This is a genomic window from Rhodococcus sp. I2R (genome assembly GCF_020889545.1).
Taxonomy (GTDB): Bacteria; Actinomycetota; Actinomycetes; order Mycobacteriales; family Mycobacteriaceae; genus Rhodococcoides.
The window spans coordinates 101,287-121,227 of record NZ_JAHUTG010000005.1; the positions used below are offsets into that span (position 1 = coordinate 101,287).

The 19,941-nt window shown below is 63.7% G+C and carries 25 protein-coding genes; 9 read left to right on the top strand and 16 right to left on the bottom strand.

Going from position 1 to position 19,941, the window contains the following annotated elements:
- Nucleotides 1–9: 9 nt before the first annotated feature.
- The gene (locus tag KVY23_RS06495; RefSeq protein ID WP_230555774.1) at nucleotides 10–819 is read right to left on the bottom strand and encodes a DNA/RNA non-specific endonuclease; all 810 of its coding nucleotides are present in this window, start codon (nucleotides 817–819) and stop codon (nucleotides 10–12) included.
- A gap of 134 nt (nucleotides 820–953) precedes the next feature.
- Between KVY23_RS06495 and KVY23_RS06500 the strand changes: the two genes are divergently transcribed.
- The 4 genes from KVY23_RS06500 to rraA all read left to right on the top strand — a co-directional run bounded on the left by KVY23_RS06500 (nucleotide 954) and on the right by rraA (nucleotide 3,888).
- Nucleotides 954–2,159, top strand: coding sequence for a lipase family protein (locus KVY23_RS06500; RefSeq protein WP_230555775.1), 1,206 nt, complete (start codon nucleotides 954–956; stop codon nucleotides 2,157–2,159).
- 65 nt (nucleotides 2,160–2,224) lie between these two features.
- Entirely contained in the window at nucleotides 2,225–2,977 is a 753-nt protein-coding gene (locus KVY23_RS06505; protein WP_230555901.1) for a MerR family transcriptional regulator, read from the top strand.
- 106 nt (nucleotides 2,978–3,083) lie between these two features.
- Nucleotides 3,084–3,395 carry a DUF5313 family protein gene (locus KVY23_RS06510; RefSeq protein ID WP_230555902.1) on the top strand — a complete coding sequence of 104 codons (312 nt, stop codon included), beginning with the start codon at nucleotides 3,084–3,086 and terminating at the stop codon, nucleotides 3,393–3,395.
- 10 nt (nucleotides 3,396–3,405) lie between these two features.
- Nucleotides 3,406–3,888 (top strand): ribonuclease E activity regulator RraA, encoded by a 483-nt coding sequence (rraA, locus tag KVY23_RS06515; protein ID WP_075837702.1) that lies wholly within the window; start codon nucleotides 3,406–3,408, stop codon nucleotides 3,886–3,888.
- Nucleotides 3,889–3,902: 14 nt separating this feature from the next.
- On the opposite strand, the gene KVY23_RS06520 is transcribed toward rraA, so the two are convergent.
- Both KVY23_RS06520 and KVY23_RS06525 read right to left on the bottom strand, forming a co-directional pair.
- Nucleotides 3,903–4,610, bottom strand: coding sequence for a YoaK family protein (locus KVY23_RS06520; RefSeq protein WP_230555776.1), 708 nt, complete (start codon nucleotides 4,608–4,610; stop codon nucleotides 3,903–3,905).
- A gap of 22 nt (nucleotides 4,611–4,632) precedes the next feature.
- The gene (locus KVY23_RS06525) at nucleotides 4,633–5,475 is read right to left on the bottom strand and encodes an alpha/beta fold hydrolase (protein WP_230555777.1); all 843 of its coding nucleotides are present in this window, start codon (nucleotides 5,473–5,475) and stop codon (nucleotides 4,633–4,635) included.
- Nucleotides 5,476–5,585: 110 nt separating this feature from the next.
- Here KVY23_RS06525 and KVY23_RS06530 point away from each other — a divergent pair, with 110 nt between their 5' ends.
- The gene (locus KVY23_RS06530) at nucleotides 5,586–6,146 is read left to right on the top strand and encodes a TetR/AcrR family transcriptional regulator (RefSeq protein ID WP_230555778.1); all 561 of its coding nucleotides are present in this window, start codon (nucleotides 5,586–5,588) and stop codon (nucleotides 6,144–6,146) included.
- Nucleotides 6,147–6,233: 87 nt separating this feature from the next.
- Here KVY23_RS06530 and KVY23_RS06535 read toward each other — a convergent pair whose 3' ends face one another.
- Nucleotides 6,234–7,145: an aminotransferase class IV gene (locus tag KVY23_RS06535; protein WP_206508874.1), complete on the bottom strand. Its 912-nt coding sequence runs from the start codon at nucleotides 7,143–7,145 to the stop codon at nucleotides 6,234–6,236.
- A 135-nt stretch (nucleotides 7,146–7,280) separates the two neighbouring features.
- Between KVY23_RS06535 and KVY23_RS06540 the strand changes: the two genes are divergently transcribed.
- Nucleotides 7,281–7,478 (top strand): hypothetical protein, encoded by a 198-nt coding sequence (locus tag KVY23_RS06540; protein WP_230555779.1) that lies wholly within the window; start codon nucleotides 7,281–7,283, stop codon nucleotides 7,476–7,478.
- Nucleotides 7,479–7,487: 9 nt separating this feature from the next.
- Here the strand turns inward: KVY23_RS06540 and KVY23_RS06545 are convergent, their stop codons facing one another.
- The 3 genes from KVY23_RS06545 to KVY23_RS06555 form a co-directional block, all read right to left on the bottom strand.
- A complete protein-coding gene (locus KVY23_RS06545; RefSeq protein ID WP_230555780.1) occupies nucleotides 7,488–8,309 on the bottom strand; it encodes a MerR family transcriptional regulator in 822 nt (273 codons plus the stop codon).
- Nucleotides 8,310–8,346: 37 nt separating this feature from the next.
- Nucleotides 8,347–9,597 (bottom strand): reverse transcriptase family protein, encoded by a 1,251-nt coding sequence (locus KVY23_RS06550; RefSeq protein WP_230555781.1) that lies wholly within the window; start codon nucleotides 9,595–9,597, stop codon nucleotides 8,347–8,349.
- A gap of 213 nt (nucleotides 9,598–9,810) precedes the next feature.
- Nucleotides 9,811–10,368 carry a helix-turn-helix domain-containing protein gene (locus KVY23_RS06555; RefSeq protein WP_230555782.1) on the bottom strand — a complete coding sequence of 186 codons (558 nt, stop codon included), beginning with the start codon at nucleotides 10,366–10,368 and terminating at the stop codon, nucleotides 9,811–9,813.
- Between the two features lie 68 nt (nucleotides 10,369–10,436).
- Between KVY23_RS06555 and KVY23_RS06560 the strand changes: the two genes are divergently transcribed.
- The 3 genes from KVY23_RS06560 to KVY23_RS06570 are packed head-to-tail and all read left to right on the top strand — an operon-like array spanning nucleotide 10,437 to nucleotide 11,912.
- A complete protein-coding gene (locus KVY23_RS06560; RefSeq protein WP_230555783.1) occupies nucleotides 10,437–11,117 on the top strand; it encodes an AzlC family ABC transporter permease in 681 nt (226 codons plus the stop codon).
- Nucleotides 11,118–11,125: 8 nt separating this feature from the next.
- Nucleotides 11,126–11,419, top strand: coding sequence for an AzlD domain-containing protein (locus KVY23_RS06565; RefSeq protein ID WP_230555903.1), 294 nt, complete (start codon nucleotides 11,126–11,128; stop codon nucleotides 11,417–11,419).
- A gap of 4 nt (nucleotides 11,420–11,423) precedes the next feature.
- Complete coding sequence (locus tag KVY23_RS06570) at nucleotides 11,424–11,912, top strand: SRPBCC domain-containing protein (RefSeq protein ID WP_230555784.1); 489 nt, start codon at nucleotides 11,424–11,426, stop codon at nucleotides 11,910–11,912.
- Here the strand turns inward: KVY23_RS06570 and KVY23_RS06575 are convergent.
- From KVY23_RS06575 to KVY23_RS06615, 9 genes are all read right to left on the bottom strand, one after another.
- Entirely contained in the window at nucleotides 11,888–12,364 is a 477-nt protein-coding gene (locus tag KVY23_RS06575) for a MarR family winged helix-turn-helix transcriptional regulator (protein ID WP_230555785.1), read from the bottom strand. The two genes, KVY23_RS06570 and KVY23_RS06575, sit on opposite strands and share 25 nt — an antisense overlap.
- Nucleotides 12,361–12,969, bottom strand: a complete 609-nt coding sequence (locus tag KVY23_RS06580; protein WP_230555786.1) for a DJ-1/PfpI family protein — start codon at nucleotides 12,967–12,969, stop codon at nucleotides 12,361–12,363. Before KVY23_RS06580 ends, KVY23_RS06575 begins: the two co-directional genes overlap by 4 nt.
- A 51-nt stretch (nucleotides 12,970–13,020) precedes the next feature.
- On the bottom strand, nucleotides 13,021–13,953 hold the full coding sequence (locus KVY23_RS06585) for a DAPG hydrolase family protein (protein ID WP_230555787.1): 933 nt from the start codon (nucleotides 13,951–13,953) through the stop codon (nucleotides 13,021–13,023).
- A 143-nt stretch (nucleotides 13,954–14,096) separates the two neighbouring features.
- Complete coding sequence (locus KVY23_RS06590; protein ID WP_230555788.1) at nucleotides 14,097–14,783, bottom strand: hypothetical protein; 687 nt, start codon at nucleotides 14,781–14,783, stop codon at nucleotides 14,097–14,099.
- 402 nt (nucleotides 14,784–15,185) lie between these two features.
- Nucleotides 15,186–15,380 carry a hypothetical protein gene (locus KVY23_RS06595; RefSeq protein ID WP_230555789.1) on the bottom strand — a complete coding sequence of 65 codons (195 nt, stop codon included), beginning with the start codon at nucleotides 15,378–15,380 and terminating at the stop codon, nucleotides 15,186–15,188.
- Nucleotides 15,377–15,916 (bottom strand): hypothetical protein, encoded by a 540-nt coding sequence (locus KVY23_RS06600; RefSeq protein ID WP_230555790.1) that lies wholly within the window; start codon nucleotides 15,914–15,916, stop codon nucleotides 15,377–15,379. Before KVY23_RS06600 ends, KVY23_RS06595 begins: the two co-directional genes overlap by 4 nt.
- A 309-nt stretch (nucleotides 15,917–16,225) precedes the next feature.
- On the bottom strand, nucleotides 16,226–18,445 hold the full coding sequence (locus KVY23_RS06605) for a hypothetical protein (protein WP_230555791.1): 2,220 nt from the start codon (nucleotides 18,443–18,445) through the stop codon (nucleotides 16,226–16,228).
- The gene (locus KVY23_RS06610) at nucleotides 18,442–18,726 is read right to left on the bottom strand and encodes a hypothetical protein (RefSeq protein WP_230555792.1); all 285 of its coding nucleotides are present in this window, start codon (nucleotides 18,724–18,726) and stop codon (nucleotides 18,442–18,444) included. Before KVY23_RS06610 ends, KVY23_RS06605 begins: the two co-directional genes overlap by 4 nt.
- Before the next feature lie 137 nt (nucleotides 18,727–18,863).
- A complete protein-coding gene (locus tag KVY23_RS06615; protein ID WP_230555793.1) occupies nucleotides 18,864–19,547 on the bottom strand; it encodes an MspA family porin in 684 nt (227 codons plus the stop codon).
- Nucleotides 19,548–19,941 lie beyond the last annotated feature (394 nt).

Consider the following 19,941-nt stretch of genomic DNA (forward strand, 5'->3'; position numbering starts at 1 on the left):
AGTCCGCGGTCAGAGGACGATCGCGTCGAACTCGGCAAGCTCGGTCCAACGATCCTCGGCCCCGGCCGCCGACGCAATGGGTGCGTAGCGGTCGGCCGCGACCAGTTCGGCGAGCTCGAGAGCGGTTGCCGACGCGATGTCCTCGATCGGCACCTGGAATGTACGGTAGGGCCCGAGCGGCGGAACGTCCGTCACCGAGATCGACGGTTCCACTATCGGATCGAGCGAGGACGTCTGGTCCAGCACGTAGCCGGTGGCGGCCAGTTCCTCGCCCTGTGCCCACGCAGCGATCTTGTAGAACTGCCGCGGGATGGCGACGTCGCGGTAGATCGGGTCCTCGCCTGCGAAGATGCAGCCCGTGAACACCGACAGCAGTTGCCCGTACTGCCGTGCGTGTTCGAGAACGTAGTCCTCGAGCCCGAGCCACAGCGTCATCGACTGGTTCAGCGTCGAGGTCTGCGGTGCGCACACCGTGTAGTGGAAGGTGTCGGAGTTCGCCCGTTCGGCTACCTCTTGCGGCCCCCAGACCGGATCGCGGCGTCGGACCAAATGGCCGCGATCGAGATCGTTGTTGGAATACAACTCCGGCCCCGCCTGCTGATCGGCCGGCAGACGGTCATCGAGTCGCCAGTTGTCGCCACGGGCAACAGCACGCAATCGGCTGCCGTCGATGTTCACTGCGGTGACTGCTGCGAGACGCCGATTCGGGTCCATCGAGACGGTGAAGTGCATGTAGGGCAACTCGATCAGACCTGGGCGGCTCGGCATCGGCGTCGTCGGCCCGAGGAAATCCTCGTCGAAGGGCACGGGTGTCGTCATGACTGTCATTCACTCAGATGACTATGGCCAGGGAGTGAACCCGCCGCCCCGGGCGCGATCTGTGGCACCATGGCGGACGGTCTTTCCTAGGCGTCGGGGCGCTCTCGAAGACGATGCAGGGTGGGAAACACACGATGCGTAGAACTTTCGTTCTCGCGGGGGCAGCAGCGATGCTGTTCGCGCTCGCGCCGGCAGCACAGGCAGACCCAGTGGGCGATCTCCTCGCACCACCTCGAGATCCGGCAGCCTACCTGCCCACTCCTCTCGGCGATTCGTGGTTCGACCCGCCTGCCGGGTTCGAAACACGCAGTCCCGGTGCGGTTCTGAACTCCAGAAGCGTTGCGGTGCTACCGGGTACGACGTCGACTCAATTGCTGTTCCGGTCGACCGACTCGAAGTACAACCCGATTGCCGCGGCGACGACCGTCATCGTTCCCGATGCTCCGTGGACGGGCGGCGGACCTCGACCGGTCGTCGCATACAACGAGGCGACCGATTCGCTCGGCAACGCGTGCGCGCCGTCGTACACGCTCCCCCGCGGCACCAACAAGGAGATCGACCGGGTCGGCGACCTGCTGGGCCGCGGATATGCCGTCGTCGTCACCGACTACCAGGGGCCGCGTCAGGCCTACTCGGCCGGGATCGTGTCGGGGCACACCGTCCTCGACGGACTTCGCGCGAGTCGGACCGCCGGCGTATCCCCCGACGCACCCATCGGCATCACCGGTTACTCCGGCGGCGCCATCGCCTCGGGTTGGGCGGCTCAGCTGGCACCCGGGTACGCACCGGAACTGAACATCGTCGGCGTCGCGTTCGGCGGGCCACCCACCGACTACAACATCCTGCAGCGCTCCCTCAACGGAGGCATCGGCTCCGGCTTGTTCGCTGCCGCCACGACGGGGCTCGCACGCGAATACCCCGAGCTGCTCGACTCGACCAACGACACCGGGCGACGCATCGCGCTCCTGCAGAAGGATCAGTGCGTGGACGTGCTGTCCTACAGCGGCCTCCTGCTGCTCGACCAGCGGAACTTCTCCACCTCCCCCGACGTGTTCCAGGAACCGCTCACCCGCGCCATCGTCGAGGAGAACCGGATGGGCCGGAACAAGCCCGAGGCGCCGATCTACATCTACCAGGGCCTGCAGGACTTCCTCATCCCCAAGGAGGGAGCCGAGGCCGTCCAGGATCAGTGGTGCGCCATGGGAGCCTCGGTGCATCTGGAACTGGTTCCCGGTGACCACGCAGCTGCAGAGGGCAACGGCAGGCCTGGCGCGTTCGCGTGGCTCGACGAGCGACTCGCCGGCCTACCTACCGGTGGCTGCGAAAGAGTGGTTCGCTGAGAAAGGACTTGACCCTGACGTCGCGGGAGGTACCACCCTTGTCTTCTGTGAGCGATTCAGGAGAGATGAAAGTCGGCGAGGTGGCCCGGCTCGTCGGGATCAGCGTGCGGACTCTGCACCACTACGACGACATCGGTCTCGTCGTGCCGTCGGACCGCACGCCCAAGGGCTACCGCAGCTACTCGGCGGCAGACGTCGAGCGTCTGCACCGAGTGCTGACCTACCGCGAACTCGGTTTCGCGCTGGACGACATCGCCACTCTCCTGGACGATCCGACCGTCGACGCGATGGCGCATCTACAACGCCAACGCGATCTGCTCGACGAGCGGATCGATCGCTTGCATCGAATGGCTGCGGCCGTGGACAAGATGATGGAGGCGAAAAAAATGGGAATTCAACTCACCCCGGACGAGCAGCGCGAGGTGTTCGGCGACGACTGGCTCGGCGACGAGTATGCAGGCGAGGCCGAGGAGCGCTGGGGCGACACCGAGGCGTGGAAGCAGTCGCAGGAGCGGACGGCGCGGTTCACCAAGGAGGACTGGAAGCGGATCAAGGCCGAATCCGACGCCTTGGACGCGGATTTTGCCCAGGCGCTCACGGCCGGGGTTTCCGCGGAGTCCGAGGAGGCCGCGGCACTGGCCGAACGGCACCGAGCAAGCATCGAACGGCACTACGACTGCGGCTACGAGCTGCACGTCTGCCTCGGCGAGATGTACATCGCCGACGAGCGCTTCACCAAGCACTACGACGACAGGGCCCCGGGTCTTGCCCGGTACATTCGCGACGCGATCGTCGCCAACGCCGCGCGCAACAGCTGATCAGGCGGTTGGTTCGACAAGAGTAGAGTTTGCAACTGTGAGCGCACACAAGCCCGACTTCGGACAGTACCTGGGTTACCAGTTCGGACGTGTGCTGCCGCCTTCCATGCAGGACTGGGTTCGTGACGATCTCGTCGGTACCGGCGCGCAGGCCCGGTATCTGATCCGATTCACGCTGCCGGTGGTTCCGTTGCTAGCGCTGTTTCTCCTCATCCCGGGTCCGCTGTGGATCGGGTTGGCGATGATGGCGCTGCTGTTCATTCCGCTGGTGTACTTCACCATCGCGCTGATGAACGTCTACCGTCGGCACCGCCTGCTCGTCCACGGCCTGGACCCGGCGCTTCTCAATGCGGACGCGCAGGCCAGGGTCGACCGCACGCGCGAGGACTACGAGAGACGCCACGGACGACTCTACTAAGCTCTCGGCCATGACTTCCGTCGAATTCAAGGCAACCGCAGATCTGGCCGACGAGATCGGGCCCGAGATTCGTAGCTGCGACACACAGTTCGTCCAATTCGGCAAGAACCCGGAGTTCGCCGGACCCATCACCACCATCAAGTGCTTCCAGGACAATTTGCTGGTCAAGCAGACCCTCAGCGAGCCCGGCAACGGCGGCGTACTCGTCGTCGACGGGGACGCTAGCGTGCACACCGCCCTCGTCGGCGACATCATCGCCGGCCGAGGCGTCACCAACGGATGGGCCGGGGTGATCGTCAACGGCGCCATCCGCGATGCCGCGATCCTGCGCACCCTCGAGATCGGCGTCAAAGCGCTCGGCTCCAACCCCCGCAAGAGCACCCAAACCGGATCGGGAGAGAAGAACGTGCCCGTCGAATTCGGCGGGATCACCTTCAACCCGGGTGAAATCGTCTACAGCGATTCCGACGGTGTCGTCGTCGTCGGCCAGTAGCTCGGCGGTGGAGGCTACGGCGATGGGTGCCTCACTCGCGGCACGCCCCGCCACTCGTCGAACATGAACAGTGCCAACGCCACTACCAGCATGCCCGCCGCCACCCATGCGGCACCGGTGTCGAGGACGCGGACCATCTGCGAACCCAGAATGGCTCCGCACAGGAAGCCCGCGATGACGAATCCGAAGTTGAGCGCCCTGGCCCCAGCGGCTCTGTCGCCGTCGGCGATTCGGTGAAAGGCGGCCTGGGAGAGGCTACGTAAGTTGCCCGTCGTCATGGTGGTACTGAACGCCTGGTCGACGAGCACCCTGAACGTGGTGACCTGAAGGGCGGCCACGAAGGAAATCGCAATGGTGACAACAGGATTCGGGACCGAAGTTGGGACGAATCCCACGATCGCAAGCACCACGATCTCGATGACGAGGACAGCGCGAACCGGCCGTCGCACGATACGTGCGACGGCCGGTCTGGATACAGCTTCCGCGGTGAACACGCCCAACGTGAACGCCACCAGAGGTGGCACGTATCCCAGCGCGGACCGCCAGTCCCCTTGCACGAGATCGATGCCGAACAACACCACGTTGGCGGTCTGCGCGTTGGCGAACACCCCGTCGCGAGTCATGAAGGTGTAGGCGTCGAGGAACCCGCCCACGACCGCCAGCAGAACCCCGAGCCGCACGGACTCCGAGGTCACCACGGACGGTCGGTCGGCGTCACTCACGCAATCATGCTCGCACGACGAGTTACTTCTTCACGAACGGCAGCAGGACGTCGTTGACCTCCTGGAAGTGCGTCCACAGCAGACCGTGGGGTGCGCCCTCGATCTCGACGTACTCCGCCTCGGGGAAGGCCTTGGTGAACTCGCGGCCGGTGGAGTCGATGGGCAGGATGTTGTCCTTGGTGCCGTGCAGGATCAGCGTGGGCTTGCCTGACTGGCGAACCTTCTGGACATCGTCGCGGAAATCCTCGATCCATGTCGGTACGACGGCGTATGCCGCAACGGGTGCGCTACCGGCGGCGACGTTCCAGCTGTTGCGCACGGCAGCCTCGCTGATGCGGGTGCCGAGGTTTTCGTCGAGGTTGTAGAAATCCTTGTAGAAGTTGTCGAACCAGGCGAAGCGGTCCCCGCGCGCTGCGGCGGAGATGCCGTCGAAGACCGACTGCGGAACACCGGTCGGGTTGTCCTCGGTCTGCAGCAGGAACGGTTCGAGCGAGGCGAGGAACGCGAACTTCGCGATGCGGTCGGTGCCGTACTTCGCGGCGTAGCGGGCGAGTTCGCCTGTGCCCATCGAGAATCCGACGAGTACGACATCACTGAGGTCCAGCTCGGTGAGCACGGAGTTCAGGTCCGAGGCGAAGGTGTCGTAGTCGTACCCGGTGGTGGGCTTGCTGGACTGCCCGAAGCCGCGGCGGTCGTAGGTGATGACGCGGTAGCCGGCGTCGAGCAGAGCCGCAGCCTGACGCTCCCAGGAGTTGCCGTCGAGCGGGTAGCCGTGAATCAGCACCACGGGCTGACCGGTTCCGTGATCCTCGTAGTAGACGTCGATGGGTGTGCTGTTCTCGGTACCTACGTTGATGAAAGCCATGGTTGAGCCTTTCCTCGTCGGTGAGTTCTCGCGAGAGAACGATCGTTCTCTCGCTATGCACTACCGTAGAGAACGTAGGTTCTCAGCGCAAGGGGTAGAGGAGGGCAGCGATGGAAACGGACGATGCGCGCACGGCAGTACTCGAAGCCGCGGACGAGTTGTTCTACGCGCGCGGCGTGCAAGCCGTCGGGATGGACGCCGTCCGCACCGCGGCCGGCATCCCGCTCAAGCGCATGTACGCACTGTTCCCGTCCAAAGCCGACATCGTCGCGCAGGTGCTGGCCGGTCGGACTGCCCTGTGGAACGAGCGCATCCTGGCCGAAGCAGCCCACCACGACACCCCGCGCGAGAAGATCCTGTCGATCTTCGACTTTCTCGATCAGTGGTTTCGCGAGGACAATTTCCGGGGCTGCGCCTTCATCAACTCGTTCGGCGAGCTCGGTGCCACGATGCCCGCCGTCGCCGACGCCGCACACGCCCACAAGCGGCAATTCGTCGACTACATAACAGATTTGGTCGTCGAAGCAGGCTGTTCACCGGAGCTGGGCCTGCAGATCGCACTGCTTGCTGAGGGGGCTCAGACCACCGCCGCGATCTCGGAATCCCCCGAGGCCGCGATCGCTGCACGCCGCGCGGCAGCGGTGCTTCTCGATGCGGCTGCTCGTCCCTGATCGCCGAGATCGAGGTTATGCACTGAAAAGCGCCGGAACCGCGGCATAACCTCGATCTCGGCGGAACGGGGATCGGCGGAACGGGTGTCAGAGGGTGGTGACCCAGCCGTGCACCTCGTCGCCCGTCAGAGCTGCGAGGTGTCGCTTACGCAGCATCAAGGTGACAGGACCGGTTGCGCGCTCGGCAACCGCGCGGCCGTCGATCTCGTGCACGGGCGCGACACCCGCTGAGGTCCCGCACACGAACACCTCGTCGGCGATGTACAGCTCGGTGAGGTCGACGGTGCGTTCCTGGACCTCCAAGCCCTCTTCCCGGGCGAGGGTCAAGATGGTGCGACGGTTGATGCCGTCGAGGATGTCGCTGGTGACGTCCGGGGTGATCAACGTCCCACCTCGGACGAGGAAAATGTTCGCCGCACTGAGCTCGCACACGTGGCCGTTGATGTCGAGGAAGATGCAGTCGTCGAAGCCGCTGTCGATCGCGTCCTGTTTCGCGAGCACCGAATTGACGTACGCGCCGTTCACCTTCGCGCGCGAGGGAATCGCGTTGTCGGGTATCCGGCGCCACACACTCGTCTTGAGGCGCATGCCGTCCTGCGGGACGATCGGCACAGCGTCGTACAGGAAGATCGACACCGTGGTGCTCAAACCGCGCACTCGGGTGCCGGGGATCGACTCGTCCACGTGCACGGTGGCACGGACGTACACCTCGTGCTGCGGATCGTTCGCGGCGACGACCTCGCGAACCACCTCGACGAAGCGCTCGAACGGCCACGCCGGACCGAAGGTGTCGATGCCGATGATCTTGCAGGATTCCAGTAGCCGTTGGTGGTGGTCGCGTAGCCGGAACGCAGTTCTCGCGCCATCGGTGGTCTGCACCGGGAAGACCGTGTAGACACTCAAGCCGTAGAGGACGGCGGACGTGGCTACCCCCAGCGTCGCGTCCTGCGCATCGATGATGCGGTCGCCGAAGAACACTTTGTCGTGAGGAGTAGCCATCCCGCGATGCTAATCGGAGAGGGCGACGCCGCGACACCCAATAACAGCGCGCGCATCCGAACACACCCTTCATCTCCCGGACCTGTCGGAGTGCGGTGATATCAAGGAAGGACACACGCGAAAGGAGCGCCCGTCATGTCTTGCAGAGACTGCACCGCAGCTGTCGATCACTGCCACGGCACGCTGGTGATCCACTCATCCGGCTCGCCCGAATGCACCGAACCGGAATGCCTCGATTACGAGTACGTCCGCCACTACCTCGTGCTCGACTGCTCCGAGGTAACCGGCGGTTGCCAGTGCATCGGCGAGATCGCGCTCAGCCGGGCGTCGTAGCTTCCCAGTTCACGCCTTCACGACGGGCTGCTGCAGTTCGGTGACCCACTCTTCCTGGGGCTTGGGTTCGGAGACGAGGTAGTTTTCGCGGCAGATTCCGGCGAGTTGGTAGCCGTTCTCGGTTGTCCATGCCATCAGCGCTTCCCAAGTCTGCGCGATGGTGGCCATCGAGCCGTGGTGGATCGTCGTCACAGCCAGTTCGACGCCGGGCAGATCCACAATTTCAACCTCGCCTGCTGCCTGCACATCCCCGTGCACTGGGAACGCCGCGTTGACCCGGATGTCGGCAAAATCGTCGTCGAGTGCCTCGTAGGTGGCGATGGCCGAGGGACCGAATGCAACCCCTGCCGCCGCGAGCTGCTCGGCCAACTGCGCATACAGGGGCCCGATGACCGGGCCGATGTTCTCGTTGCCGAACCCGGTTGCGTTTCGACTGATCTGCGCGATGCGCACAGCTGGCAAGGATTTCGTTTCCACGGTGATCATGGCGTGTGCTCCTTCGGTGTGTTGGAGGCGAGCATCGAGTCGGCGAAGTCTGGCCGCATCGAGGTCGATTCGCGAGGCCACCTCAGCGCGCTTGGCTGCGAGCATCTCGCGCAACGCAGCGTCGTCGAGATCGCCGTCGACGATCCGCTTGACGTCATCGAGCCGAAAACCCAAGTCCTTGAACTCGAGTACTCGGCCCAAAGTCTCGAACTGCCGGCCGTCGTAGAAGCGGTATCCGGTGTACGGATCAACCCGCGTCGGGGTCAGCAGTCCGATGTGGTCGTAGTGCCGGAGCATGCGGATGGAAACCCGGCCGATCGATGCGAACTCTCCAATGGTGAACATGACTCCTCCAAGGTTTCCGTCTCACACAGTGTGAGGGTCAAGACCAGTCGACCCGCTCCGCCATCTCGAGCAATGTACGACGCCTCGCCGCGCTGGTCTCGCCGATGTGGGCGATGCGGCCGTACAGGTGGGCGCGAAAGTCGGGGACGCCGGCTCGGTTCTGCGCGTCCGGACCGGTGAGGATGCAGTTGTGCAGGATCGCGCGCAGGGTGTCGTACTCCCGACGCGGAACCGCCGGCCACTCGTTGACCACCAGACCGGCCAGTTGCTGGCGCTTGTGCGCGCGGCGCACCCGGGTCTTGGCGGGGTTGAGACCGAATCCTTCGTCGCGAACGATCTGCCGGATCGTCCATAGCAGCTTATCGGCGTCGCACGAGCCCGAGAAGGCGAGATCGTCGGCGTACCTGGTGTAGCGCAGACCCATCGATCCGGCGAGGCCGGCGAGCCGGATGTCGAGCTTTCGCGCCGCCAGGTTGGCGAGGGCGGGCGATGTCGGCGCGCCTTGCGGAAGGTGACGCGTGCGCAGCAATGAGGCACCCGGGTAGGCGAATCCACCCAACTGCTCAGCCGGAGTGCTCGTCGTACACAGGTAGGCGAGATTCCATGCGACGGTGCGCGGATAGCCGAGGGCGGAGAAGATCGCGACGACCCGGTCGATACCGATCGATGGGAAGAAGTCTTTCAGATCCGCCGATACGAGGACCTCGTGCCCGGCATGCGGGATTCCGAAGGTGCGCGGGCTGCGGCCTTTGACGAATCCGTGCGCCGCGCTGTGGGCTGGGACTCGATCCAGAATGCGGCGCAGTACCTTTCGCTGGATCTCGCGCAGCCGCGGCTTAGGGATTTCGAGTAGGCGCGCGCCCACCCGCTTGGGGATCGGTGTGGTGCGGTAGTGCCGCAGCGGTTCCGGGGCCGTGCGGAGCCGGGACTGGGCGTCGGCGAACCATTCGATCTCCGGGATGGAGAGGTTCAGCGATTCGGCGAGGTCACCGGTGGTGACGTAGCGCGGCACCTCGAAACGCCACTCCGCGAAACTGCTGGTGCGTCGTTCCGGGGTGATGGAGGCGGTCTCGGGGAGCAGCGGCAGGTCCGCGATCAACCGGCGGACCGATGCCTCATCGAACGGTGCGGCCGGATGCAGCTCGACGAGCCGGTCCGCGAGCCGCGATGCCCGCGCCCCGAGCAGGGGCATGAACGCTTCCTCGAGCCGCTCCCGCGTCCACGGGGCGTCGGCGACGAGTCGAGCAAGTGCGGCGGCCATCGGCGGACTGTACTGCCGCTCGCTCATGCGGTTCCTGGCTGCAGCGACGCCGGGTGACCTGAATCTTTCGTACTCGGCGCCGGCGTGCACGCGGAGCGTGCGGAGCGGCGTCGGACGCGATGCCCAGTTCTTCTTTCTCGCCCAGGGGTTGCCCCTGGGATCGGCCCTTCGGACCAACTCTCACCCGAGCGCCGCTGCATTGGATCCACCCTGCCAAAGAACCGAACATCTCGCATTCGTTCAGAAATGCTCGGACACCAGCACCGCCGAGGTATCCGGTTCGAGCGCCTCGAAAGTGTGCGGCAGGTCGCCCGGGTAGCTGATGTAGTCGCCGGGGTGCAGTTCGACGGGCTCGTCGATCGGTCCGACCATCGCCCGGCCCGCCGCTAGCACCACGTGCTCGACGACGCCCGGTGAATGCGGGTCCGATCGACGCGGCTCACCGACCTGGGCCATGATCAGGTAGAGGTCGCGGCGCGCGTTCGGCGGGCACGACGCCAACAGCGTCGCCACGTAGTCGGCGCGATCGGAGGCGAAGCGCGGGCCTTCGCCGGCGCGAATCAACTGCACGCTCGGCCGGGCGGGTTCGACGAGCTGCGCGAACGGCACATCGAGCGTCACGCTCAGCGCCCACAGCGTTTCGACGCTGGGGTTGCCCGTGCCGGATTCGAGTTGGGACAGCGTGGACTTGGCGATGCCTGCCCGCCGCGCGACCTCGGCGAGGGACAACCCGACACGCTTTCGTTCCCGCTGTAGGGAGGCGGCGATGGCAGCGATGGGTGCGCTGGGCTGAGTCATGATCGTTCACTCCATCAGTCGGTCGTTCGCCTTGACGAACGACACTAGCATCGTCCACTATTATGTCCATGCGTTCGATATGGCGAACACCCCATCCTGCGACCCGCGATATCGCCCTCGTGTGTTTGGCCGACGGCCTGGTCGGGGCATCTTTCGGTGCCATCTCAGTGGCAGCAGGCCTCCCCATCTGGGTGCCGATCGCCATGTCGGTATTCGTCTTCGCCGGTGCCGCGCAGTTCATTCTCGTCGGAGTGCTGGCCGCGGGCGGCAATCCCATCGCCGCCGTCGCAAGCGCCCTGCTGGTCAACACGCGACTCGTCCCGCTCGGCTTCTCGGTGTCCGACGCCTTCACCGGCACCCCCTGGCCGCGCAAGCTACTCGGCATCCATCTGGTCACCGACGAAACCGTCGCGTTCACCGTCGCCGAGAGCGAACCAGCCGCTCGACGAACGGCATTCTGGCTGTGCGGGATCGGGCTGTTCGTCAGCTGGAACGTCGGCGTCCTCGGCGGCGCAGCGCTCGGCGGAATCATCACCGATACCGGCGCACTCGGCCTCGACGCCGCCTTTCCCGCCATCCTCATCGCCCTGGTGATGCCCGCGCTCCGCGATGGCGCGACGCGCACCGCAGCGGTCGTCGGCGCCGCCATCGCAGTCGCGGCGGCGACCGTCCTGCCACCCGGTATTCCGGTACTGCTGGCCCTCGCCGGCGTGGCCGTCAGTCCCCTGATCACGAAGGTGAAGCCGTGATCTGGCCCATGATCGCCCTCGCCGTCGGAACGCTCGCGTTGCGCCTGGTCGGGCCTGCGCTGCGCAGCCGGGTCGCCCTCTCCCCGCGCGTCGAGCACCTGAGCTCGATGTCGGTGGCGGTGATCTTCGTGGCCCTGATCGCGACATCTGCTCTCGTCGTCGATCGGGGGTTCGCCGGGTTCGCGTTGCCCGCCGGAGTTGCCGTCGCCGCGATTCTGGCGTGGCGTCGGGCGCCCTTCGTGGCGGTGGTCGTAGCAGCGGCCGCGACGACCTCTGTTCTTCGCTACGTAGGTGTTGCATAGTGGGATGATGCAGCCCACCGGAATTCTGCGCCGCACGGCCGTCGGAGTCGATCTCGAATTAACCAGGACCTTCCGAGCGTCCCGCGAGGACGTGTGGGCGAGCCTCACCGAATCGGACCGCACTGCCGGCTGGTATGGGCCATGGGAACGAGTGTCCGATAACGTAGTTCGAGTGCAGATGGTGTTCGAGGACGGCAAGCCCTGGTCGGAGCTGAAGATCGACGCGTGCGAAGAACCCACGCATCTGGCCGTATCGACATCGGAGGCCGAGGGCGGCTGGAAGCTCGAGGTCACTCTCGCCGAATCCGACGGCACCACGACCCTGAGTTTCGTCCACCATCTGACCGGAACTACCAGTATCGGTGATATCGGGCCGGGCTGGGAGTACTACCTCGACATGCTGGTCGCCTCCCGTGACCACCGCCCGCTACCGAGTTTCGACCGCTACTACCCGGCGCAGGAGAACTATTACTCCTCGCTCATCCCGGTATAGCAGTCTCCTCGATATCGTCGCGACGCCTCGATGATCCTTTTCATCCCGGCCAGGACGCGACGAATCTCGTCCTCGCCGACTTCTTCCCCGACGGCATTGGCGAACGCGTGCTGGTCGGCTCGTAGCTTCTCCAACGTTTCGCGCCCTTTGTCGCTGGGACGCAACAGCTTTGCCCGACGATGTTTCGGGTTGTCGAGGTATTCGGCCCACCCTTTGTCGACGAGGATGTCGGCGGTGCGCTGCACACTCTGACGGGCCAGTCCGAGCCCGACCCGCCTGGCGATGTCGGCGACGGACAGCGGCTCTTCGAGCGTTGCGCCGACCACCTGCCACCCGGCGGGCGTCAGACCTGCGGGTTCGGCAATGTCCTTCGCGGCGGCCAGCAGCTCACCGTTGAGTTCGAACGCCGGCAGAACCAAGTCTGTGAGTGCGTCCCCAGCGGGTGATCTCACTCGGCCCCCACGAGCTGGTCGTAGTACTTCTTCTCCCCCGTCGAGTAGAGGCCGTACCAGGCGTCGATGACGGGCTGTGGGAAGAGTTCGAGCGCTTCGAACACCGCCTTCGCGAACTCGAGAGGCGCGGTGCCGGGGGCAGTGACGAGGGTGCCGTCGGAGACGGTTCTTTCGTCACGATAGTGCTGTTGCCCGGTGTATTCGCTTGCTGCAGCGAGAAATTCGGGCGCATTGCTGGTGTGCGGCCGGGAGTTCAGCGCGCTGTATCGCGCGAGACCCAGGGTGGCGCCGCAGATGGCGCCGACGGGGATGCCTTGGCCCAGCACGTCGACAGCGAGCGTCAGGACGTTCGCATGCCCTTCGCCCCACGTGCCACCGCCGGGCAGGATCAAGGCCGCGAGCTCCGAGGTGTCGAGATCAGCCAGGTCTCCGTCGGGAACGATGTGGACGCCGCCGAGGCTGGTGACGTCGCCGCCGCCGTCGGACAGTATTTTCAGCTGGTAGCGGTCCGGAGCCTGTTCACGTGCCATGGCAATGCCGGCGACGAGGTAGCTGTACTCCCAGTCGGCCATGGTGTCGGTTGCGTACAGAGCGATGGTCTTCATGAAGTCCTCCATTTGACAGTGTCCTGTCATGTTAACCCAGGAGGGCGACAATCAGGAGAACTGCGCGTGAAGTTCCGGCAGGAACCCGGCGAGGTGATTCATCTCTTCCCCGCAATGCAAGAGCAGGTCTTTGGCCACCGACAGCGAGAGCACCAGATCTCTCGGATCGACCGATGCGCCCCGTCGAACAGCGCATGCGGCCTGCTCGAGGTTGGGGACGTGCAATCCGCGGATGTTCAGATAGAACCGGCTTCGCATCTCGCTGCCGCCCTCGATCGGGCGCACCTGATGCCCGAGCCAACCCAGATCGACCGGTGCAATGCTGCTGCCGACCCGTCCGAGAATCAGCGTCTGATCCGGTGGAACGTCGAAACCGTGCGCGATCGGGTCACGAAACTCGATCCCCAGTTGCTGCAGTTTGGGGCCGACGTATTCGTCGACATAGGTGGTATTTCCGACGTACTTCTGCTTGTCGGGGATATCGGCGCCCGTCAGGTCATGCTTCAGGGACGCGTACAGGTGCGCGTCGGGGTGCCACTGCTTGTATCGGGCGGCCTCGACGGAGTGCCAGCCGAACCACCAGTCCCACATCGCCGGAGTGACGCGCGGCATGACCGTTCTGACCGCGACGAACAACACTCCATCTGCCTGACGGCCGTAGCCCGTCTCGATCTCCGAATAGCCGGACCGTCCCAGGTCGGTATGCATCGCCGCGAACGGCGGAATCGACTCCTCGGCAAGCGGCGGCCCTTCGAAGGCATCGAGGACGTGCTGCGGGGCGGGAGTGGTGTGCTCTGCCATGAACTTCGCGTAGGGGCGGGCCTGATCCTCGGGTCGGTATCCCTGATAGCGAACGGCGCAATCCTGCGGCTGTGTGGATATCGGTGCGGCCTTGCCTCGCGGCGCCAACCCCACCGCCATTCCGACAGCCACGGCACCGGCAGCGATAACTCGACGACGCGTCGGCGTCCAATCTCGAAACATGAACCGAGGCTATGGTTAGTCGAAATCAGACGTCAACGAAACGCGCATGCTCCGTGACGTGCCACAATCGCCGAGAGCAGTCGGGTGTGGGTGGATACAGCCGCCCTGGTTTCGCCTTCGACTCCCGCGAGGTGCGTATCGCCTCAGGCGTGCTCACCGGGGATTGCCTGCCGTTCCGGGACATGGTGCACGATTTCTTCCAGGAGAGCACTCCTGTCGCCCGTCCACCCGCCACCTTCGAGGCGCACATAGCCACCTTGAAAGGGCGATGCTTCGGTGACGACTCCCGCCCACAGACGGTAGAGCGGCGACCACTGCGAGGTGTTCTCGATCCGAACACCGGGTTTCAGTACAAGGTCGAGGGCGTATCGCCCACGCGCTGCAGGTTCGACCGATTCGATATCCGTCCACCGCACATATCCGCTGTAGGCACGGCCGAGTTCCATGCGAATACCATCGCTTTCGATGTCGATACGAAACCTACCGATATACCGCAGCGGCGAGAAGAAGCTTCCACCGAGTGACACAGCGCCCATCACCATCCACGCTTTGGCATTGAAGGAAATAACCTCGGATCTGCTTGCGTAGTTCAGCCCGATACCAATACACCCAAGACCAGCACTGACCAACGCGGACCACAGCCACAGTCCCGACGCCCATTGGGTGGGGGCGGTCATGGTGAAAGTGCTGCCGCTGCCCACGTCGTTCGCACTCGCTGCCGGCCGCGGGGCAAGGGCCGCGAAGGCAATCATCGACGCACCGAAGACGAGACTGCATAACGCCGCGAAGGGCACCACTCTGAGTACAATGTCCGATGTTGCCTCGTGCATTACCACTAGGCAAACCGCAAAGAGCCCGGGGCCAAGAATGACGCCGGTAGCTCCAAGCTGACGACGCCTCTTGGTCCAGTGTGCGTGTTGCGCGTTAACGATCTCCGCATTGGAGTTCACAAGTTTTTCCTTTACCCAGATCGACTCCAGCCCGGCATCACCGGAGCTTGGAAATTGCCCACGCTGCACCGAACCCCATGGCCATACCTTCAAGCACGACGCCGAATACAGTCGCGGCGGCTACAACCAGGACACCCCGCTGTATCCGCCCTCTTCTGCCAATTGGATAGGTTGCTCGTAGCCGACCGGGCAGTAGAGCTCGAAATCGGCCTGTCCGGCATCGGGTCGATGGCTCCTGTAAGAACCTGTGCCGCTGAGGTAGACGCTGATAATGTGCAGCTTCTACTCTGCTCGCGTTGCCCGATGTTGCCGACGTCGTCGCCGAACGAGGATAGACAGCGAACGGGCGGCAATGAACACCAGCGCGGCGACCGACGCACCGAACACGAACGCTGCCTCGGACAGGGCCATAGCGATCACTGCAAGAACTGCCATGATGCCCAGGGCGGCAATCGACATCAAGTCTGGACTATTCACGTATCCGCTGCTTCCGGGTCGAGGACGTCAGGTGTCGGGACGTGGTGCACGATTTCTTCCAGGAGAGCACTCTTGTCGCCCGTCCACCCGCCACATTCGAGGCGAACATAGCCATCGTGAAAGGGCGATGCTTCGGTGATGACTCCCGCCCACAGACGATAGAGCGGTGACCACTGCGAGGTGTTCTCGACCCGAACACCGGGTTTCAGTACAAGGTCGAGGGCGTATCGCCCACGCGCTGCAGGTTCGACCGATTCGATATCTGCCCACCGCACATATCCGCTGTATGCACGGCCGAGTTCCATACGAATACCATCGCGTTCGATGTCGATACGAAACCTACCGATATACCGCAGAGGGGAGAAAATACTCGCACCGACTCCCGCAGCGCCCAACATCAGCCACAAACCCGCATTGAACGAAATTACCTCGACTCTGATCGCGTAGCTCAAGCCCACACCGATGAATGACAGCCCACCAGAGACCAAGCCTGACCACAGCCATACTGCCGATGCCCACCGGGTGGGGGCGGTCATGGCGAAAGTGCTGCCGTGACCTATCTCGGTCGCGTCTGGAACGGGTCGCGGAGAAAGGGCTACGAACGCCGCCAATGAAATTCCACATACTGCGGCGCACACCGCAGCAAGCGCCCCCACCCTGAAAACTACGTCCGAGGACGACTCGTACACCACGATCGAACTGATGGCGATGAGTATCACACCAACAAGGAGGGCAAAACAACCCAGTTCGCCGCGTTTCCGAGTCCATTGATCATGGAGTGTGTATGTGAAATCCGTACGCGAACTCATCGATCTACCTAAGCTTCTGTCGCACATCATCGTCAACTACCAGAACTTTGAAATCGCCCACGCCGCAGTGTAACCAGCGGCTACGCCGAGGACCACCGCAACGGCCACTGGGGCGGTACCGACAGCAAGTACTGCACCACCCACTGCTGCGGCGGCGACAGTTCCTCCCACATTGGTGGCCACCGATTCGGCAACGCTCGGCGGGTTTTCGGATTTGAGATCGGACGCAATTGCCGCCCCTGTTACGAACCAACCCAAGGCAGGTATGGGTTTCGCAAGGCTCTTGACGCCAGTCCATGCTCCTTGAGCCATCGACATCTTCTGAGGCTTTGGTGACATGTACTGTTCCGCCAACTGTCCTTGGGCATCAACGATTCCGCCAACCACGTTGATCCCGCCAAATTGAGAGGTCCAGTTCGTGTCGTCTCCGCTGGACGGCTCAGCATGAGATGTCGTGCGTGGGATCATCGAGTTCGGAACAGGTTCCCACTGTTCGGTGTGCGGATTCCAGGCGGTGTTCATTTCGCTGTTCTCATCGAACAGGTCGACGGGTTTGCCTTCCGAGTCCAACTCGATGAGTTGTCCTTCGGGGGTCAGCACCGACTGAGTGTTGTCAGGGTTGCGAGTGGTGGTGTAGTTGTCATTGTTTTCATCGAGCGCGCCGGAGTGCACGTATGAGTTGGTTTGGTCTGGGTTGGTGATGGCCGAGTCGTAGGAACCGTCTTCGTTGGCGGCCCAATTGGCGGTCGAGGTGGTTCCGTCCTGGTTCCCCACCACGGTGCTGTCCGCGGTGTTCGCAGCGTTTGTCTCGGATACGGCATCCGGTGCGGCACCGGTGGTGGGACTGCCACTGATCCAGGTGTCGGTCGAGGACGCGTCCGCATCGACGTCGGTGTTGTTGTACGAGGCTGTGCCCCAACTGTCGTCGGACCAGGTGTTGACGTTCCCGCGGCCGTCGTCGTTCGTTCTGGTGTCGGTCCAGGTGTTGTCCTCGCGGGTGATGCGAGTGTCGACAGCTTCCGCGTTTATCAGTGTGTGCGTTGCTGTTTGACCTCCTGGGAGGATTTCGGTCCATGTTTCGCCATCGGTCCGTCCGGTGGTGTCGACCATCCCGATGCTCTTCTGCGGAGGGTCTGCCAGGATTGGGTACGCTGACGCTTCGTCGGCATAAACCTTCTGAATTAGTCGGCCGTCGCGCACCTCGTAGTGCGTCGGGATGGAGGCGCCGTCGGCGTCGTACGCCCACGGCGCGTCGACTATAGACACCGGGTTGCCGTCTGCATCGAATACCGTCACCGAGCCACTCGGATTGACAGCCATGCGTCCACCGGGCGGTACATCCACCGGGATTTCCGCTTCATGGGAGGACGTGTCGTCATGGATGAGGAAGAACGTACGGCGTCCACCGTCGGGTTCGGTAACGGTGATCTTCGACTGACCACCCAGTGCGTATTGCATCAACGGCGAAGCGATCGTGGCCACGGCCTGGGACAGGAGCGACTCCGGTGTGCGCCCGCTCCACGGTGTTCGCGAACCGAACGGTGAGCGGCGTCCACGGACCCCCATCCCCGCAGCGGTGAACCCTGCGGTGCCGATAAGAAGCAGTTCGAGGTAGCGATCGCGTCCGTTGTCGGCGAGCCCCGCCGGTGCGACGGAAGGAGTCGCGTCCGATTGCGCGGGCGCTTCATTGGCTGTCGCCGGCGATATCGGTCCGGGGTCTCGATCCTGTGTCGTTGCCACCGGTTCCGGCGCAGTCGGTTGCGGCGGTGCCGGTGTGAGGGCGGGGGGCGTCGACGGAACCAGCACACCCGCAGGATCGTCGACGTCGGACCGAGGAGGTGAGCCCGGAGGTTCCGGGTATGAGTCTCCGGGCACGGGGACGATGGGCGTGCCGTTGTAGGTGGGAAAGTTCGTCGGAGCATTCGCCCCGACACTGGGTCCACCACCCGGAGCTTGCGCACCAGGCATTCCGATGGTGGTCGTCGGCGCAACCGTCACCGTCGAGGATGGCGCTGTCAGGCACGGGTTGATGTACTCGAGTGGAATCGGCGAGCCCGGCGGCAATGAGGCAATCAAGTTCAAGTAGATCTGATGATCACGCGCCCGTACCGCCTCGCAATCTTCTTCTGGGGTTGCGTACGCCGGAGCAGCAGTCAACGCGGCCCCGGCACCGATCACCCCGGCAACTCCGGTCAACACTGCACCGGCGGCAAGAGCCCCGGCAACCGACCGCCGCAGTGTCAGAGCCGATGTCACCTGTGATCACCACTGGCGTCCGACTTCCGCCGCACGGTGGCGACGAGAGTGTCAGCCCCCCACCAGAACACCCGTCCCGCGATCGATACCCACAGGAAGAACGCCAGATAGACCACAATTGTGCCGTAGTCGGACGCCCAGGTGCCGAGCTTGTCGATCACAGCGAAAGCCGCGATCAGAAGTCCCAACCCGGCACTGGTGGCAATCACTGCCTTCGACGTCGCACTCGACTCACCGCTGCGGTTTCGGCCATCGAGTTGTTCGGTGTTGCGGACGGTCATGACGAGCTCCAAAGGGTCGATAGCGCAGGCGGACAACAGCATTCCTGGACAGCGCTCCGCCGTTCACCCATGTCGGGCTACGGAGCAACTGTCAGCGATGAAGGTGTGAACAGGCGAGATGCCTAGCAGTCGAGGAGTCAGAGCCAGGTCGGGTCGGAGTACACGAACAACGTGTTGTCCGTCGTTGCCGTCGATACCGACAGCTGGGCGTACGAACGAATGGTGACCGGGCCCATGCACGCATCGATCTTCACGTGCACGTTCTCCACCGTGATGGACGCCTTTGCCGCTTCGAGGTCTTTCTTGCCCAACGGAATTGTCGTGATCGTGCCCGGGGCGATCGTGGTTTGGATACTCGGGTTCACCGAAGCGTTCACTCCGAGATTCACCGACGGGACCCCGGAAATACTCACACCCACCGAGGGCCCCAATGAAAACCCGAGACCCACAGCAAGTCCCGAACTCACATCGACCTGGCAACCGACCTGAAGTCCCTGCTCGACATACCCGGTCTTGATAGCTGAATCGCCGCTACCGGTGATCGTGCCCGTGACCTTCGCCGAGACGAAACCCTCACGAGTGAACGCCGTCGTGGCAAGATTCGGCACCGGGTTCGCCGACAACTCCGTAGCGGCCAGATCCAAAGACCAACCATCATCGGTGACCGTGTTGACGATCTTGTCGGGCAGCGCCGTCGGCGTCGCCGAGGCAGTAGTTGCAGAAACCAAGGCGGACGACAACGCAGCAACCGCGCACACCGCAAGCCCCGCCGCGGCCTTCGAACGGCGGCGAGATGATCGGGCTTTCGCTTCGGTTGCCATGCGACGCTCCTACATTCAGATCAGCAACCCTGCTGGTAGCTGAAAACTAGTTCGATCAAGCTACCGGAAAGTACTGACCGCGCTGTTCCATCTCGCGACCACGAAGCACCGAAACGCGCGATTACGACGGACTTCAGGTAACAGATACATCTCAACAAGCCCGTGAGCAGGGAGAGCGCCCAAGTTTCGATATGGCGGATATCACAACCGATTTGCTCTGCTAACTACCGAAAAGTTTCGCAGTAGGCCACTCATGCACGACTTTATTTCTCGAGCGACCACACAGTGAGATGGGCACCATCTGCAGTCAGAGAAGCGTGAAATCGTAGAACTTTCAACATTTATCGGCTCTCTATCTCCGGGCTCTGCGGGTAGGGTACCTTCGCGCCCGCCT